Origin of the sequence: Flavobacterium olei, from assembly GCF_039749035.1 — a bacterium.
GTDB classification, from domain to species: Bacteria; Bacteroidota; Bacteroidia; order Flavobacteriales; family Flavobacteriaceae; genus Flavobacterium; species Flavobacterium olei.
Genome location: NZ_JBDKWC010000006.1, coordinates 1 through 16,626 on the forward strand (window position 1 = coordinate 1; position 16,626 = coordinate 16,626).

Genomic DNA, 16,626 nt, shown 5'->3' on the forward strand with positions numbered 1-16,626 from the left:
GTTGCATTTTTTCCATGTTTTTTTATTCTTTTTCCTAACACACTGATAACGTAATTTTTACAGATACGCTTTTTTTGACTCTCTGTATGTTTTTTCTTAAAAATGATGCTTTATTGACAATTTCTGCCATTGTGCGTTTCTCTTTTTTGCGGAATTTTTAAGATTTAAGCTTGTTTTATCTTCTATATATATTCTGAGAACCTTAAAGATCTCCAATTCTCTGTAAGTTTCTCTTGAAAACTGCTGCCATAGCCCTGATGGGAGGGAAAAGATTTGGAAGAACAGCAGGATTAAGCTCCTTATTATTTTTATTCTAATACCGCTAGGGCTTCGACTTCGCTCAGCCTGACAAAGCCTTCGAAACACCTAACAGGTTTTGGAGACCTGTTAGGAGATTAAACTTCTACTTATATATAATGTATAAAAAACAAACCCGACAGGTTTTGGAAAACCTGTTGGGTTGTGGCACAAACTATACTATTATATATATATGAACATAAAATTCTAGACACACCTTACTTATACTCTCTTATTATATTAGTATAAACTTCTACATATATATTGTATGTATTTTACTAATGCGCTATATTTGCATTCACAAAATTATAAACAATGATCAAGATTACTTTACCCGATGGGTCAATTAGAGAGTTCGCTTCGGGCGTAACTCCAATGGAGGTCGCTAAAAACATTAGCGAAGGTTTTGCAAGAAATGTTATTTCTGCATCTTTTAATGGTACAACTATTGAAACCGAAACTCCATTAACGACCGACGGTAATCTTATTTTATATACCTGGAATGATGCTGAAGGAAAAAAAGCTTTCTGGCATTCGACTTCGCACGTAATGGCTCAGGCTCTTGAGGAATTGTATCCTGGAATTAAACTTACTTTAGGACCCGCAATTGCTAATGGATTTTATTATGATGTGGATTTTGAAGATCAGAAAATTTCTGAAGCTGATTTTAAAAAGATCGAAGATCGTATCTTGGAGATTTCAAGAGGGAAATACGACTTTAAAATGCGTCCTGTAACTAAAGCAGAAGCTTTAGAAATGTATAAAGACAATGTTTACAAGACAGAATTGATTTCTAATCTTGAAGACGGAACTATTACATTTTGTGATCATGCTACTTTTACTGATTTATGCCGTGGAGGTCATATTCCGAATACCGGGATTATCAAAGCTGTAAAAATCATGAGTGTGGCTGGTGCTTACTGGAGAGGAGACGAAAAGAACAAACAATTGACTCGTGTTTACGGAACTTCATTTCCTAAACAAAAGGATTTAACGGAGTATCTTGAACTTCTTGAGGAAGCTAAACGTCGTGATCACCGTAAACTAGGGAAAGAACTTGAATTGTTTGCCTTTTCTCAAAAGGTTGGACAAGGTTTACCTCTTTGGTTACCTAAAGGAGCTGCCCTTCGCGATCGTTTGGAGCAATTCTTAAAAAGAGCCCAAAAGAAAGCAGGTTATGAACAGGTAGTTACTCCACATATTGGACAGAAGGAATTATATGTTACTTCAGGCCATTACGCAAAATATGGTGCAGATAGTTTTCAGCCAATTCACACACCGGCAGAAGGCGAAGAGTTTTTATTAAAACCAATGAACTGTCCTCATCATTGCGAAATTTACAATATTAGACCCTGGTCTTATAAAGATCTACCGAAGCGTTATGCTGAATTTGGTACAGTATACAGATATGAGCAATCTGGTGAATTACATGGTTTAACCCGTGTTAGAGGATTTACTCAGGATGATGCCCATATTTTCTGTACTCCGGAGCAATTAGACGAAGAGTTTAAAAAAGTAATTGACCTTGTACTATACGTATTTGGTTCTTTAGGGTTTGAAAATTTCACTGCTCAAATCTCATTGAGAGACCAGGAAGACCGAGAAAAATATATTGGTACTGATGAAAATTGGGAGAAAGCTGAAAATGCAATTATCAATGCAGCCAAAGACAAAGGTTTAAATACTGTTGTTGAATATGGCGAAGCTGCATTTTACGGACCAAAGCTAGATTTCATGGTTAAGGACGCACTTGGAAGACAATGGCAATTAGGAACTATCCAGGTAGATTACAATTTGCCGGAGCGTTTTGAGTTGACTTATAAAGGTGCTGATAATGAATTACATCGACCAGTAATGATTCATAGAGCTCCTTTTGGATCTATGGAACGTTTTATAGCAATTTTACTAGAACATACAGCAGGAAATTTCCCACTTTGGCTAATGCCTGAACAGGCTATTATATTGTCTTTGAGCGAGAAATACGAAAATTATGCTAAAAAAGTTTTAGATTTGCTAGAAAATCACGAAATTCGCGCCCTAATTGACAACCGAAATGAAACTATCGGTAAGAAAATTAGAGATGCAGAAATGCAGAAAATACCGTTTATGCTGATTGTGGGTGAGGAAGAAGAGAAAAATGGAACGATTTCTATTCGTCGTCACGGACAGGAAGGAAAAGGGAATATTACAGTTACAATCGAAGAATTTGTCAGAATTGTAAACGAAGAAATAAATAAGACACTAAAAGTTTTTACAGTTTAACTTAAATTATAAAGTCATAGCAATAAGAAGCAACAGAGGTTTTCAACCTCGAGTAGAAAAAAAAGATGCACACAGAATAAACAATTTTATTCGTGGTGTACAAGAAGTGAGACTAGTTGGAGAGAACATCGAACCAGGTGTTTTTAAACTAGCAGAGGCATTACGTTTAGCTGATCAATTTGAATTGGATTTAGTTGAGATCTCGCCAAACGCTGAACCACCGGTTTGCAAAATCATGGATTACAAGAAATTTGTTTACGAACAAAAGAAACGTGACAAAGTATTAAAAGCTAAGTCGTCTCAGGTTGTCGTAAAAGAAATTAGATTTGGTCCTCAGACTGACGAGCATGATTATGAATTTAAAAGAAAAAATGCTGAAAAATTCTTAAAAGAAGGTTCTAAATTAAAGGCTTTTGTTTTCTTTAAAGGACGTTCTATCATTTATAAAGATCAAGGTCAGATTCTTTTATTGCGTCTTGCTCAGGATTTAGAGGAACATGGTAAAGTTGAAGCAATGCCAGTTTTGGAAGGAAAGAGAATGATTATGTTCATTGCTCCGAAAAAAAAGAAATAACTATTGCCGTAAGCTTTAAGCTGTAAGCAATACGCTTTTGCAAATGTATAGACTTTTCAAAAGCGTAAAGTCTAAGCCAAAAAGCCTAAAGCGTAGAAAGAAATAAGTAAGTAAGAATAAATTAAAACACTAGGAAAAATGCCTAAAATGAAAACAAAATCTAGCGCCAAGAAACGTTTTAAAGTTACTGGTTCTGGAAAGATTAAAAGAAAGCATGCTTTTAAAAGTCACATCTTGACTAAAAAATCTAAAAAACGTAAATTAGCTTTGACACACTCAGCGCTAGTTCACCAAACAGATATGAAAAGCATTAAACAACAATTAAGAATTATCTAATTATAAGTCAAAAGTTAGAAAGTCATAAAGTATAAAAGTCAGTAGCTGACTTTTGACCTTTGACTTAAAACATTAGACTAAAGATTTTCTTTAGGTTAAAAATTATTTATATAACCTTGGAGTATGGCCTTTAAGTTCTCTTGATTTGATTCGGGACGCCTGCTACAAAAACACATTAAAATTATGCCAAGATCGGTAAATTCAGTTGCTAAAAGAGCAAGAAGAAAAAAAATAATGAAGCAAGCCAAAGGTTTCTTTGGAAGACGTAAAAACGTTTGGACGGTTGCTAAGAATGCAGTAGAGAAAGCGATGAGCTACGCTTACCGCGATAGAAAACAAAACAAAAGAAATTTCCGTTCATTATGGATTCAACGTATCAACGCTGGAGCCAGATTAGAGGGAATGTCTTATTCTCAATTCATGGGAAAAGTTAAAGCTAACGGAATTGAATTGAACCGTAAAGTTCTTGCAGATTTAGCTATGAATCACCCGGAAGCTTTCAAAGCTATTCTTAATAAAGTAAAATAAACGTTTTATAAACTCAATTTAAGATTACTTACTTATATACAAAAAACCATTCGTTAACGCGAATGGTTTTTTATTTTTATATAAACCTGAAAAGTTATTAAACTATAATACATTAAATTTACTATTATAATCTATCTTAAAATGGAGAACGTCATTATAAATCACATTCAAAAGTTTGTCCATCTGGAACCTTCAGAAGTTAACGTACTAAAATCCTGCCTGAACGTTTCTCAAATAAAAAGGAAAGATCACGTTTTACAGGAAGGGCAAATATGCAATGCAATGTATTTTATTGCAAAAGGCTGCATGCGCCAATATATTATAAATTCTAAAGGTACAGAACAAACTTTGCAGTTTGGTGTAGAAAACTGGTGGATCACTGATTATCTAAGTTATCACAACAACTCCCCTTCTCACTTTTATATTCAGGCTGTTGAAACCACCGAAGTTATTGCTCTTGACAAATCTGAGCTGGATTCTATATTAGATCAGATTCCACAACTTGAAAAATATTTTAGAATTGTTGCTCAAAAAGCTTTTGGCGCTGCACAAATGCGCATTAAATTTCTTTTTACAATGTCTGCAGAGGAGCGCTACAATCATTTCAATAATCTGAATCCCGATTTTGTTCAGCGTGTTCCGCAATATATGCTGGCATCTTATCTCGACTTTTCCGCAGAATTTATGAGCAAGATACGAGCCGGAAAAGTTTAAAAAACAATTTCTTGAAGTAGTTCAAGTTTTTTGGGGAATACATTACTGACCTTTGTAATGAACTTTTAAAACAAATAAAAATGAAATCAAGAATTGTTATTCCGCAAGTTGCTCCAGATGCTTATCAGGCTTTAATGAATTTAGAAAAATATATTTCTACCACTTCATTAACCGCTGAACATAAAGAATTAATTAAAATCCGCGCTTCACAAATTAACGGCTGCGCATTTTGTATAAATATGCATACTGCCGACGCCAGAAAATATGGAGTTTCGGAACAAAAGATTTATTTGCTAAGTGCATGGCGTGAAGCCGATATTTATTCTGAAGAAGAAAAAGCGATCTTAGCTTTAACAGAACAAGTAACATTAATTGCCAATCATGTTACAGATGAAGTTTATCAAAATGCAGCACAATTATTTGATGAAAAATATCTTGCTGAAATTATCCTGGCCATTATTGCAATTAATTCATGGAATAGACTTGCCATTACTACCGGATTACGCGCCGTGTAATTTATCAGTATAAATTTACAACATTTAACAATTATGAAGCCCTTATTACTAAAGGGCTTTTCTATTTATTTAAGAATGAGAATCAAAAAAACAGCAAATTGAAAATAATTAAAAATACCGTATTTATACTCTTTTGAGATTTATAGAATTATATATTTTTGGCGCATGATACCAAGAATTCAAATAATTATCTTTTTTATTATTACTATAATAACTCTTTTTTCGTGTCAGCAAAAAACTGGAAATATGGTAAAAGAATTAAATAATAAAATCGAAATTAAAAATAATATCACTCAGGCAGAACAGTTTTATAAAAATCATAATAATATCGACAGCGCATTTTTTTACTATAATAAGGCAAAACTAATTTGTGATCCAAATACAGATCCCGGTAATTATGTAAGCATCCTTAACTGCATGGCAGAGATTCAGTCACATCACGGTGATTTTCTTGGCAGTGAAACAACGATCAAGAATGCACTTCCTTATTTAAAATCTGTAAAAGACCAAACGCAGATCTGGAATACCTACACTATCTTAGGCAGCAACGCTCTTCAAACCTATCGTTTTACAGTTGCTGAAAAATATTTCAATAAAGCATTGAATCTAAATATTGATGAAAACAGAAAATCCTTAACAAAAAGTAATATTGCAAATCTTCTTATCGCCCAACAAAAATATGCGGAAGCATTAAAAATATTTCTGCGCTTATCTATAAAAAAAGAAATCAGACAAAAACCTGAAAGCTATGCCAATGCATTAGATAATATTGGTTTTTGTTATTTTAAAACACAAGATCCCAGAGGTATTGAATATTTGGATGAGGCGTTACAGATTAGAAATAAAATCAAAGATAGTTCTGGTATTGGTGCGAGTAATTTAAATCTTGCCACTTATTATGATACCTATAAAGATTCTTCGCAGGCAAAAAAACATGCATTAAATGCTTATAAAAGTTTTAGAGAATTGGGCAATATAGACGACAAACTCAATGCTATAAAAATTATAATAAAAAATAGTTCTCCCATCGATTTAAAAAAATATTCTCTTATATATGTTGGGTTAGTAGACAGCATTTTTGAAGTAAGACAACAAGCTAAAAATCAATTTGCAAAAATAAAATATGATTCTAAACTTGAGAAGCAAGAAAATTTAAAACTAAAAACATATCAGTCTCAAAATGAATTAAAACTGGAGAGACAAAAAAACAGAAACATCATATCTTATATCATCATAATTCTGAGTATCTGCCTCATTTTAATTTTATACTATTATCTGACCTCTAAAGCCAATAAAGATAAAATCGAAGCTGCTTATAATAGTGAAACCCGAATTTCAAAAAAATTGCATGATGAATTGGCAAACGATATTTATCACACGATGGCTTTCGCCGAAAACAGAAATTTATCTCTCGCAGAAAATAAAGAACAATTATTAAGTAATTTGGCTGCAATATATTCCCGAACCCGAGATATCTCAAGAGAAAACTGCTACATTATTACTGATGAGAACTATATTTCCTCACTGAAAGAAATGATTTCCGGTTTCACCACCTTAAACATAAATTTAATTTTAAACGGACTCGATCTTATTCCATGGGAGGAAATTGAGAAAGATAAAAAAATCACCATTTATCGTGTGTTACAGGAATTATTGGTAAATATGCGAAAATACAGCGAAGCTTCTGTTGTTGGAATCAGCTTTAAACAACTGGAAAAAAACATGTTAATTAATTATAACGATAACGGAAAGGGCATTGATACAGAAAAAATCATATTTAAAAATGGCCTTCATAATGTAGAAAGCAGAATTCTAAAAATCAAAGGAGCTATAGATGTATCTTCAAGTCCGAATCAAGGTTTTAAGGTTGTAATAAAAATTCCACTCTAATTAAACATTTCATTAAAAGCTCAAATGAAAATTTCCCATTCAATTAAAATTTCATTCCTATTCCTTACGATGCTTTTTGTAATCGCCTCTTGCGAGAACAAAAAGCAAAACGCTATACCAAAGAACAAAAATAAGGCTGAAATAAAGGAATTGCTGAAAACAGGAGATTTCTATTACGAGTCAGGAAAAAGTGACAGCGCTGTTTTCTACTATACGAAAGCAAATTTATTATGCAATCCAAAACGGGAGTACACAGATGATTATGTAAGATCATTGACAAGTATTGCAGATGTACAGCAAAGATGCGGGAATTTCTACGAAGCTGAAACTACTCTCACCAAGACATTTCCGTATTTAGAAAAAACATCAATGCCCAAATTTACCATTAATGTCTATTCACTAATGGGAAATAATTACTTTAGAACTTCAGATAATGAAAAAGCGCTTTTTTACCAGCGGAAAGCGTTAAAAAAGGCTGTATCCACATTTAGAAAATCGTGTATAATATCTGATATCGCATTTATATACATGCGCCAAAAAAAATATAAGGAGGCAATAGATTTACTAGCACCACTTATCAAAAGAAAGATTAGGGACAAAATAGATCCTCCAAACACCGACGTTCAGTACTCTGCAAAACTATATAATCTTGGCCTGTGTTATTTACGTCTGGGTAATCATAAAGAATTGGCATTAAAGTGCTTTAACGAAAGTTTAGATCTAACTCTCCCAACCCACGATGATTATGAGTTGATCGGTAATTATTATGCTCTTTATTTATATTATAAAAAATACGAAAATCCGCAACTAAAAAGAATAAATGCCCAGAAGGCGTATGACTGCGCCAAAAGAGCAGAATCGATGACCAATCAAATCAGCACATTGGGCAATCTCATCGAAGCTGATGATGCTCAAAATGCAAAAAGACATTGGGCGGTTTATAACAGACTTATTGATAGTGTAACTGTTAGCTTAAAAAAATCGAAAAATGAATTTGCCAGTATTCAATATGATGCAAAAAAAGACAAGGAAGAAAATCTAGAACTTAAGAATCAAAAAATAGAAAATGAGTTAGAATTGGAAAGACAAAAAAACAGAAGTTTCATCTCTTATATTGTAATTTTTATAAGTATAATAATCTCACTTTCTTTATTTATTTATTTAAGAATGAAGGATAAAAAAGAGAGAAATGACATTGTGTTTAAAAGCGAAATGCGCATTTCAACAAAACTTCAAACCGAACTCACCAAAAACATTCTCGAGGTTTTAACATTTGCAAAAAACAGTAATTTTAAAATCGAAGAAAATAAGGAACAATTTCTGGTCGATTTAAATAATATTTACATCAAAACACGAAACATCTCCAAAGAAAACAGCATCATTCTTACTGACGAAAACTATGAAAATGGTTTAAAAGAAATGATCTCCGTTTTTACTTCTTCTCATGTAAATATCATTGTAAATGGATTGAATACTATTACATGGTCTAGAATTGATCGTGTAAAAAAAATTACTGTCTTTAGAGTTATTCAGGAAATTTTTGGAAATATGAAAGTTCTGGATGATGCCTCCCTGGTTAGTATCACTTTTAAAAATGACAATAAAAAAATAACAATAAGTTATACGGACAATTGCAGCGAAACTTATAAAAAAGTAAGCCTCTTAAAAAAAAGACTACAAAATGTGGAAAACCGTATTAAAACAATAAAAGGAAAACTTAATTTTGAAACAAGTTTAGAAAACAAACTTAAGATTAGTTTCACATTTCCAATATAAGACCAGAATATGTTTAAAAAAGTTTTAGTTGCAGAGGACCTCGACAGTATTAGTATAGCTGTAATTCAAGTACTTGAAGAATTACAAATTCCAGTAATTCATCACGTAAAATATTGCGATGAAGGTTTGCTCAAAGTAAAAAAAGCTATAGTTGACCAAGAGCCCTACGATTTATTAATTACGGATCTTTCGTTTAAAACAGATCACAGAAAAGTAACTTTAAATAGTGGAGACGAACTTATTGAGGCAATAAATAAAGTACAGCCTAAGCTTAAAAAAATTGTTTTTTCCATTGAAGATAAGAATTACAGAATTAAAACTCTTTTTAATGAACTAGGAATTAATGCTTATGTCTCTAAAGGAAGAAATAGTATTACTGAACTAAAAAATGCCATTAAAAGTACCTATAATAATGATGAAAAAGTACTTTCTTCAGATTTGTCTTTTAGTTTTAATGACAGAACATTAATTGAAATTGAATCGTATGATATTTCAATCTTAAAACTTCTTTCGCAGGGACATATTTTGGAGAGTATATCAAAAGAATTTAAAGATTTGTCTATAACACCAAACGGCACAAGCAGCATTGAGAAAAGAATTAATAAACTAAAAATTTATTTTAAAGCCAATAATAATGTTCATCTTATAGCAATTGCAAAGGATTTTGGATTAGTATAACATTTTGTTCCTTAAGATTTGAGTAAAGGATCAAAGTGCTTATGACTATTAATTTATAACCATCTATTAACCAACAAATGAAACCAAGAAATAGCGCGAGTACCTTATTCGCAAAAATCAATACAACTCAAAATATGATCATAATGAAAACAATGTTACTTTGTCTTTTTTTATCAATAAGTTTTGCTTTTGTTTCTGAAAAAACCGGCTGGCTTGAAATTGAATGGAAAATAATATTTATTCCGGCATTATTAGTTTTACAAATTATTATAATTAGCACTGCTTTAAAAAACAGATACAAAAAGCATTAATTCATGATGTGAAAGGCCTGATAATTGTAGATAAGAATATTTATCTTTGATTTCTATTTTAATTTACATGAAAAACGTTCTCAGCGCTATTTTACTATTATTTGCCTTTTTATCTTTCGGACAAACCAAAGTTCTTTCCTGGAATCTGGAAAACTTTGGCAAATCAAAATCTGATTCGGAGTTAAATTACATCGCTAAAACTATTTCTAATTATGATATAATTGCTCTTCAGGAAATTGTTGCAGGTCAGGGCGGCGCTCAAACTGTTGCAAAGCTTGCGCAATTACTTAATGAGAAGGGAGCCAAATGGGATTACAGAATTAGTAATCCAACAAGCAGCAGCAGCTATAAAACCGAACGATATGCTTTTATCTGGAAAACCCATAAAGCCAGATTGAAAGACAAGCCATGGCTGGAACAAAAATACAATCTTGAGATTGATCGGGAACCGTATTTTGGTACTTTCGAAATCGACAGAAAAACTATTACTTTAGTTAATTTTCATGCTATTACCAAAAAGATGCAACCTGAAACTGAAATTAAATATTTCAAGTTTTTACCAAACCAATATCCTAATTTAAATCTCGTTTTTCTGGGTGATTTTAATTGTCCCGAAAAACATTCGGTTTTTATTCCCTTAAAAAAAATGGGATATGCTTCAATTTTAAAAAATCAAAAGACAACACTGAAGCAAAAATGTAAAAACGATATTTGTCTCGCATCTGAGTTTGACAATATTTTTTACAAAACAGCCAGCCTAAAAGTATCGAATGCAGGAATAATTAAATTTTACGAAGATTTTGATTCGCTTCAAAACGCCAGAAAAGTATCAGATCATATTCCGGTTTGGTTTGAATTTTCTATAAATTAAGTTTTAAGCTTCTTTTTTCGTGCCGCAGGAAACAGAACATTATTTAAAATTAAGCGATAACCCGGAGAATTGGGATGCAAATCTAAAACGGTTGGCGGATCACCCACCTGATGCTGAAAATCTTCCGGATCATGTCCTCCAAAAAAAGTAAACATTCCTTTTCCTTTTTCACCATGAATGTATCTGGATTCACCATTTAATTCGCAGGTTCCCATAATTAAAACATTGGATTTTATGAGCGAGGTATCAAATGATGTTGTTTGTCCCATAAATCCTTTTACTAATTGGGTGTGGTTTTGACATAACATACTGGGAATCGGATCCCATTTTGCAGAAAATTCCATTAAAGTAAAATAATCTTTCTCCATTAAAATACGCCTTTTAGTCGTCATATCAATATCTGAGAACTCATAAACCTCCGGTTTTCTTTCCAGAGTAAAATTCTTAAAAGCAAACGAATTATTATAATTCAATTTAGACTGATAATTGGATTCACTTGGGTCGCCATCAAACATGGTTTCGCAGATGTCTACCCCATCTGCTGCGAGAGAAATATCAAAACTATCTGTTGCAGAACACATGGCAAACATAAAACCACCTCCTATTACAAAATCTCTGATTTTTTTCGCAACTGCCCCTTTTTCCTGAGACACTTTTTGATATCCCAATTTAGCTGCTAATGTTTCGGCATCTTTTTTCTGATCTATGTACCATGGAGTATTTTTATAAGCGGCGTAAAATTTACCGTACTGACCTGTAAAATCCTCATGATGAAGATGCAGCCAGTCATACATTAACAATTGATCGCTTAAAACTTCCTCATCATAAATAGGTGTAAACGGAATTTCGGCATACGTCAGCACCAACGTTACTGCATCATCCCAGGGTTGCTTCCCTTTTGGAGTGTATACAGCAATTTTTGGAGCTTTCTCTAAAATAACAGATTCCATATTCTGCGAAGGACTTGAAATTTCATTTAGAATTGAAGCTTGCTCACTATCTGAAATTACTTCAAAGCTAACTCCTCTAATTTTGCATTCTTTCCTAATTTCCTCCACATCTGGAAGCAAAAAAGAGCCGCCGCGATAATTTAATAACCAGCTTGCTTTGTAATCCCTGCTTAAACACCAATATGTGATACCGTAAGCTTTTAAATGATTCTGTTGTGTCGATTCGTCCATCGGAAGTAATAAGAACGATGCCTTTGCATTAAATGTAACAAGTAGTATAAAAATGCAGAATAAACTCCTATTCATTCGAAAATTATTTTAGTAAAGATATAAAGGAAGTATGGAAAAACAGAATCATTAGAAAGTTTTCTAACTTAATGCAATGTTAAATTATAAAACAAGTATAAATACCTGATTTACATCATCCTAAAAAACGGGTATAAACACCTATAGCATGCTTAAATATTCTATATACATTTGCTATCCCAAGTCATAAAACTAATCAAATGTATAAAAAAGAAACCACCATGAAGTTTAATGATAGTAATAATCAGGAAAAGGGAATGAATATAATTCAAAAAGCAGGAATATGTGTTCTTGTCTTCACAATTATACTTTATTATGTATTGTCAATCCAGTTTCTTACGGCATAAAGTTTATAGCGTGAGTACAGCAAGATCATTTTGAATGGCATATACCACCAATCCTGCAATATTTCTGGACTCTGTTTTAAGAAGCAGATTATTTCGGTGCCCTTCCACTGTTCTGGGACTCAAAAAAAGATGGTCTGCAATTTCGGCGGTAGTTTTCTGCTGACAGATTAATTGCAGAATTTCAACTTCCCGGGGAGAAAGGAAATTGGTTTCTAAACCGCCTTTTGAATTTTTAGGAGATATTATAGTGTCCTGAATTGTTTTTAAAACACTTTCATTATAATAAAATCCTTTAACAGCGACCTCGTTGATGGTATGAATTAAATCTTTTGGAGTGGTATTTTTTATTAAATAAGAAACGGCACCTACCTGAATCATATTGGCAATAAATGATTTTGTATCATAACTTGTCAATGCAATTATCTTGATCTCGGGAAATGCTTTTCGAATAATTTTGGTTGCTTCGACACCGTTTAAAACTGGCATTTTTAAGTCCATTATAATGATGTCGGGCTTAATTTCGTTTTTTTCTAAATGCGAAATAAGTTCATCTCCGTTTGAAGCCTCAAAAATAATATCGATATTTTGTTCTCTTTGCAATAAAAAAGAAATTCCTTTGCGAAATAAAATTTCGTCATCGACTAGTGCAATTTTAATAGCGGCATTCATCTTATTTGGTTTTAGTTCGTTTTTTGGTCTGCCGAAATTACAAAATATGATTTATAAAAAGCTTAATTACTAATTTTTATTAATTAAAATCTTTAAAATACACTAAGATTAACATTAAAATGTGAAATTTACTGCGATTCCATTATTAATTTCAGAAGTAATCTTAATCGTTCCTTCTAAAAATGAAATCCGGCTATCTATATTTTTCATTCCCAGACCTTTTTGATGTACTGTATCTGAATTATCAAAACCAATTCCGTTATCTTCGTAATCACAAGTATTTACGCCATTTTTAGTTGTAAATGAAATCCAGATTTCTGTAGCTTTTCCGTGACGAAGTGAATTATTCATTAACTCCTGTAAAATTCTAAAAACATGTAAATGCCTGTCGATGTCTTTTTCATCAAAATTGATTTCATTTTTATAATACGTTTTGACAGATTTACTGGTTTCAAATTCTTCGCACAATTCTTCAATTCCGGCATTTAATCCGAATTTTTCGAACACAGGAGGAAGCAGATTATGAGCAATCTTTCTCGAATTTTCTAAAGCTTTAGTTGTTAAATTAATAATGTTTTCTGTGATCTCAGCGGTTTCAGTTTCAGTAAGATTAGGTGCCGTCAGCAAGTGACTGTTTAGCGAAACAATGTTTAATTTAGAACTAATATCATCGTGCAGATCCTGTGCAATTCTTTTACGTTCTTCTTCTTGTGTTATAATAACGGCATGCAGTTGTTCTCGTTGGTACCGAAGGATCAAATCTACTTTTTCTAATTCTTTTTGAATGATTTTCTGTCTGGAAAAATAAAAGAAGATTATCAGAACCACTGCTAAAATCATTAGAAACATAGAGACATATAAAATAATTGCTACAATCTCTTTTTCTGGTAACGAATTAACATTCATAACTAATTAACGGGATTTATTTAAACGGTCTCTTTTCCAGTCATATAAAAATAATGTGTAATAAATAACTATTAAAACCGAGTTAAGCTGCCAGCTTAAAAATTTAAATTCATTACTCAAATTATGAGTCAGATTGCCGATTAAAAACAATACAGTACTGGCCAACAAGTAAAAAACAATACCTACACTAATGTAATAATATCTTTTACTCTCTGTAAGCATGTTATAAAAATGAATCAGTGAAAAGATCACCACCAATAAGGATGTCAATGTTATCTCAAACAAATTAAAACGCAAAAATTGATTCCAGTCCATAATGAATTGAATTGCCAATATTACCATTGCAACTACAACACTAATAATTACAAACCTTTTTTGACTTTTTAAATTGAAAAGGGAATTGTAAAACAATCCTAATAATATCATTTGTCCAATGATAAAAATATTTACAAGAAATAAATTATTCAAACGGAAATGATACATGATCTCCATTGAACACTGTAACACAAAGGAGAAAGCAAGATATATAACAAAAAAAACATTAGCTTTTTTCTCCCGAAAAAAGCTATATGTATATAAAATCAGGTCAATAAATAAAATAAAGTAACCTAGATATATGATGAAATCTGCCATTTTTAAGGATTCAACGGACTATTAGGATCTCCATAAGGCGGCACTGGTCGGCTTCCATCATAAACAACAGTTTCTCCATTTCCGACACCATTGTTTTTGAAAACATCTTTATAGATTTTTTCTGTAGCATCCCAGACCGCGCCAACAAATATTAGTGTTTGTTCTCCGGCGTTATTGATTGCTTTGTAAGCGCGAACTGCCTGAATATCCTGATCTAAAACTGACTTTAAAGTTTGCAGCGGAATGAGATATCCATCTACTTTCTTTCTTCTTCCTTCCTCAGTCTGAAAATCTCTACGGTACTCATCTGCCCACAAAATACCTTCTGATAAAGGTATTTCAATACTTCCTAAATTTAATTCTTCATTCATAATTCAATTGGTTATTGGTTATTAATCAAATAAATGCTAGTCTGGATTTGGTTTGGCTAAACTAGTCAATTTTCTTAAAGATTTAACTTTAGGGCAAAAAAAAAGCCTTATAAATAAGGCTCTATAGTGTATTAAAATGGAACATCGCTGTCGTCATCATCATCATTTAAATTACTTCCAAATGCCTCATTGGCTGATGGTAAGTTTTTTGTTATGAAAGGATTATCATCATGATTCATTTTAGAAGGCAAATCATCATAACCGCCTGTAAAATCTTCAAGATTATCAAATTTACCTAAATGTCCTAAGAATTTCAGACGAATATTTTCCAAACCACCATTACGGTGTTTTGCAATAATAAATTCTGCTTGTCCTGCAGTTGGAGATGCTTCATCATCATCCCATTCTTCAATTTTATAATATTCAGGACGATAAATAAACGATACAATATCAGCATCTTGTTCGATCGCTCCGGATTCACGAAGATCCGAAAGAAGCGGACGTTTACTCGAACCACGCGTTTCAACCGCACGGGACAGCTGCGAAAGTGCAATTACCGGCACGTTTAACTCTTTTGCCAAAGCCTTTAAGTTTCTCGAAATGGTAGAAATTTCCTGCTCACGGTTTCCTCCTCCTTTTCCGTTTCCACCTGCAGTCATTAACTGTAAATAATCAATGATAATCAATTTAATTCCGTGTTGCGAAGCCAGACGACGACATTTTGCACGTAAATCGAAAATCGAAAGCGAAGGTGTATCATCTATAAATAATGGTGCTTTCTCTAAGTTTTTTACTTTTGTACTTAACTGCTCCCATTCGTGTTTTTCCAGTTTACCTGTTCTTAATTTCTCAGAAGACAATCCTGTTTCTGACGAAATAAGCCTTGTAATTAACTGTACAGACGCCATCTCCAGAGAAAACACAGCAACCGCATGTCCAAACTGTATGGCAACGTTTCTTGCCATCGAAAGTACGAAAGCCGTTTTACCCATACCCGGACGAGCCGCAATAATAATTAAATCCGAAGGCTGCCAGCCGGAAGTTACTTCATCTAATTTTTCAAAGCCTGTTGCAATACCACTTAAGCCCTCTTTACCTGCAATTTCTTCAATACGTTTCTTTGCCTGTAAAACTAAACTCTGTGCGGTTTCAGAACTACGTTTGATATTTCCCTGCGTAACTTCGTATAATTTAGATTCTGCTTTATCTAATAAATCAAAAACGTCTGTCGTTTCATCGTAAGACTCTTCAATAATTTCAGAAGAAATTCTAATTAAACTTCTCTGAATAAATTTTTGAAGAATAATACGCGAGTGAAATTCAATATGGGCAGACGAGGCAATTTTTTGCGTTAACTGAATCAGATAGAAATCTCCCCCTGCTACATCCAGTTTTCCATTTTTCTTTAACTGGGTTGAAACGGTAAGAATATCAATTGGCTGCGTTTCGGTAAAAAGCTGCAAAATTGCTTCAAAAATATGTTTGTGCGCGTCTTTGTAAAAAGCATCTGGCTGTAAAATATCAATTACATCATCTACCCCTTTTTTATCAATCATCATCGCTCCCAATACAGCCTCTTCTAAATCAATAACTTGTGGAGGAAGCTTGCCTTTTTCCAGATTAATAATTGTGGTTTTGTCGACCTTTACAGGGCTAAAATTTTTGAAATTTTCCATATAGCGAAAGTAGCAA

General features: G+C 32.7%; 17 protein-coding genes. 11 read left to right on the plus strand and 6 right to left on the minus strand.

Annotated features, from left to right (window positions below):
* Window positions 1-612: 612 nt before the first annotated feature.
* The 11 genes from thrS to ABEB31_RS15945 all read left to right on the plus strand — a co-directional run bounded on the left by thrS (window position 613) and on the right by ABEB31_RS15945 (window position 10,752).
* Complete coding sequence (thrS, locus tag ABEB31_RS15895) at window positions 613-2,559, plus strand: threonine--tRNA ligase (protein WP_347052630.1); 1,947 nt, start codon at window positions 613-615, stop codon at window positions 2,557-2,559.
* Between the two features lie 22 nt (window positions 2,560-2,581).
* Window positions 2,582-3,133, plus strand: coding sequence for a translation initiation factor IF-3 (infC, locus tag ABEB31_RS15900; protein ID WP_347053019.1), 552 nt, complete (start codon window positions 2,582-2,584; stop codon window positions 3,131-3,133).
* 138 nt (window positions 3,134-3,271) lie between these two features.
* A complete protein-coding gene (gene rpmI, locus ABEB31_RS15905; RefSeq protein WP_026727505.1) occupies window positions 3,272-3,469 on the plus strand; it encodes a 50S ribosomal protein L35 in 198 nt (65 codons plus the stop codon).
* Between the two features lie 183 nt (window positions 3,470-3,652).
* Window positions 3,653-3,997 (plus strand): 50S ribosomal protein L20, encoded by a 345-nt coding sequence (rplT, locus tag ABEB31_RS15910; RefSeq protein WP_008464948.1) that lies wholly within the window; start codon window positions 3,653-3,655, stop codon window positions 3,995-3,997.
* Between the two features lie 141 nt (window positions 3,998-4,138).
* Complete coding sequence (locus ABEB31_RS15915) at window positions 4,139-4,711, plus strand: Crp/Fnr family transcriptional regulator (protein WP_347052632.1); 573 nt, start codon at window positions 4,139-4,141, stop codon at window positions 4,709-4,711.
* Between the two features lie 80 nt (window positions 4,712-4,791).
* Window positions 4,792-5,226, plus strand: coding sequence for a carboxymuconolactone decarboxylase family protein (locus ABEB31_RS15920; RefSeq protein ID WP_347052633.1), 435 nt, complete (start codon window positions 4,792-4,794; stop codon window positions 5,224-5,226).
* 246 nt (window positions 5,227-5,472) lie between these two features.
* Window positions 5,473-7,116, plus strand: a complete 1,644-nt coding sequence (locus ABEB31_RS15925) for a sensor histidine kinase (protein ID WP_347052634.1) — start codon at window positions 5,473-5,475, stop codon at window positions 7,114-7,116.
* A 24-nt stretch (window positions 7,117-7,140) separates the two neighbouring features.
* Window positions 7,141-8,892: an ATP-binding protein gene (locus tag ABEB31_RS15930; RefSeq protein ID WP_347052635.1), complete on the plus strand. Its 1,752-nt coding sequence runs from the start codon at window positions 7,141-7,143 to the stop codon at window positions 8,890-8,892.
* Between the two features lie 9 nt (window positions 8,893-8,901).
* Window positions 8,902-9,570 (plus strand): response regulator, encoded by a 669-nt coding sequence (locus ABEB31_RS15935; RefSeq protein ID WP_347052636.1) that lies wholly within the window; start codon window positions 8,902-8,904, stop codon window positions 9,568-9,570.
* 143 nt (window positions 9,571-9,713) lie between these two features.
* Window positions 9,714-9,881, plus strand: a complete 168-nt coding sequence (locus ABEB31_RS15940; RefSeq protein WP_347052637.1) for a hypothetical protein — start codon at window positions 9,714-9,716, stop codon at window positions 9,879-9,881.
* Between the two features lie 67 nt (window positions 9,882-9,948).
* Window positions 9,949-10,752: an endonuclease/exonuclease/phosphatase family protein gene (locus tag ABEB31_RS15945; RefSeq protein ID WP_347052638.1), complete on the plus strand. Its 804-nt coding sequence runs from the start codon at window positions 9,949-9,951 to the stop codon at window positions 10,750-10,752.
* Here ABEB31_RS15945 and ABEB31_RS15950 read toward each other — a convergent pair.
* The 6 genes from ABEB31_RS15950 to dnaB all read right to left on the minus strand — a co-directional run bounded on the left by ABEB31_RS15950 (window position 10,749) and on the right by dnaB (window position 16,610).
* Complete coding sequence (locus ABEB31_RS15950) at window positions 10,749-12,008, minus strand: asparagine synthetase B (RefSeq protein WP_347052639.1); 1,260 nt, start codon at window positions 12,006-12,008, stop codon at window positions 10,749-10,751. The genes ABEB31_RS15945 and ABEB31_RS15950 overlap by 4 nt on opposite strands.
* A gap of 350 nt (window positions 12,009-12,358) precedes the next feature.
* Complete coding sequence (locus tag ABEB31_RS15955) at window positions 12,359-13,024, minus strand: response regulator (protein ID WP_347052640.1); 666 nt, start codon at window positions 13,022-13,024, stop codon at window positions 12,359-12,361.
* 114 nt (window positions 13,025-13,138) lie between these two features.
* Window positions 13,139-13,930, minus strand: a complete 792-nt coding sequence (locus ABEB31_RS15960; protein WP_347052641.1) for a sensor histidine kinase — start codon at window positions 13,928-13,930, stop codon at window positions 13,139-13,141.
* A 6-nt stretch (window positions 13,931-13,936) separates the two neighbouring features.
* Window positions 13,937-14,563, minus strand: coding sequence for a hypothetical protein (locus ABEB31_RS15965; RefSeq protein WP_347052642.1), 627 nt, complete (start codon window positions 14,561-14,563; stop codon window positions 13,937-13,939).
* Between the two features lie 2 nt (window positions 14,564-14,565).
* Window positions 14,566-14,934, minus strand: coding sequence for a hypothetical protein (locus ABEB31_RS15970; protein ID WP_347052643.1), 369 nt, complete (start codon window positions 14,932-14,934; stop codon window positions 14,566-14,568).
* 131 nt (window positions 14,935-15,065) lie between these two features.
* Window positions 15,066-16,610 (minus strand): replicative DNA helicase, encoded by a 1,545-nt coding sequence (gene dnaB / locus ABEB31_RS15975; protein ID WP_347052644.1) that lies wholly within the window; start codon window positions 16,608-16,610, stop codon window positions 15,066-15,068.
* Window positions 16,611-16,626: the final 16 nt, after the last annotated feature.

What these genes read in the sequence shown, in the direction of transcription:
- thrS (WP_347052630.1), top strand. Translation starts at nt 613, where the DNA reads ATGATCAAGATTACTTTACCCGATGGGTCAATTAGAGAGTTCGCTTCG.
- rpmI (WP_026727505.1), top strand. Translation starts at nt 3,272, where the DNA reads ATGCCTAAAATGAAAACAAAATCTAGCGCCAAGAAACGTTTTAAAGTT.
- rplT (WP_008464948.1), top strand. Translation starts at nt 3,653, where the DNA reads ATGCCAAGATCGGTAAATTCAGTTGCTAAAAGAGCAAGAAGAAAAAAA.
- ABEB31_RS15915 (WP_347052632.1), top strand. Translation starts at nt 4,139, where the DNA reads ATGGAGAACGTCATTATAAATCACATTCAAAAGTTTGTCCATCTGGAA.
- ABEB31_RS15920 (WP_347052633.1), top strand. Translation starts at nt 4,792, where the DNA reads ATGAAATCAAGAATTGTTATTCCGCAAGTTGCTCCAGATGCTTATCAG.
- ABEB31_RS15925 (WP_347052634.1), top strand. Translation starts at nt 5,473, where the DNA reads ATGGTAAAAGAATTAAATAATAAAATCGAAATTAAAAATAATATCACT.
- ABEB31_RS15930 (WP_347052635.1), top strand. Translation starts at nt 7,141, where the DNA reads ATGAAAATTTCCCATTCAATTAAAATTTCATTCCTATTCCTTACGATG.
- ABEB31_RS15935 (WP_347052636.1), top strand. Translation starts at nt 8,902, where the DNA reads ATGTTTAAAAAAGTTTTAGTTGCAGAGGACCTCGACAGTATTAGTATA.
- ABEB31_RS15940 (WP_347052637.1), top strand. Translation starts at nt 9,714, where the DNA reads ATGAAAACAATGTTACTTTGTCTTTTTTTATCAATAAGTTTTGCTTTT.
- ABEB31_RS15945 (WP_347052638.1), top strand. Translation starts at nt 9,949, where the DNA reads ATGAAAAACGTTCTCAGCGCTATTTTACTATTATTTGCCTTTTTATCT.
- ABEB31_RS15950 (WP_347052639.1), bottom strand. Translation starts at nt 12,008, where the DNA reads ATGAATAGGAGTTTATTCTGCATTTTTATACTACTTGTTACATTTAAT.
- ABEB31_RS15955 (WP_347052640.1), bottom strand. Translation starts at nt 13,024, where the DNA reads ATGAATGCCGCTATTAAAATTGCACTAGTCGATGACGAAATTTTATTT.
- ABEB31_RS15960 (WP_347052641.1), bottom strand. Translation starts at nt 13,930, where the DNA reads ATGAATGTTAATTCGTTACCAGAAAAAGAGATTGTAGCAATTATTTTA.
- ABEB31_RS15965 (WP_347052642.1), bottom strand. Translation starts at nt 14,563, where the DNA reads ATGGCAGATTTCATCATATATCTAGGTTACTTTATTTTATTTATTGAC.
- ABEB31_RS15970 (WP_347052643.1), bottom strand. Translation starts at nt 14,934, where the DNA reads ATGAATGAAGAATTAAATTTAGGAAGTATTGAAATACCTTTATCAGAA.
- dnaB (WP_347052644.1), bottom strand. Translation starts at nt 16,610, where the DNA reads ATGGAAAATTTCAAAAATTTTAGCCCTGTAAAGGTCGACAAAACCACA.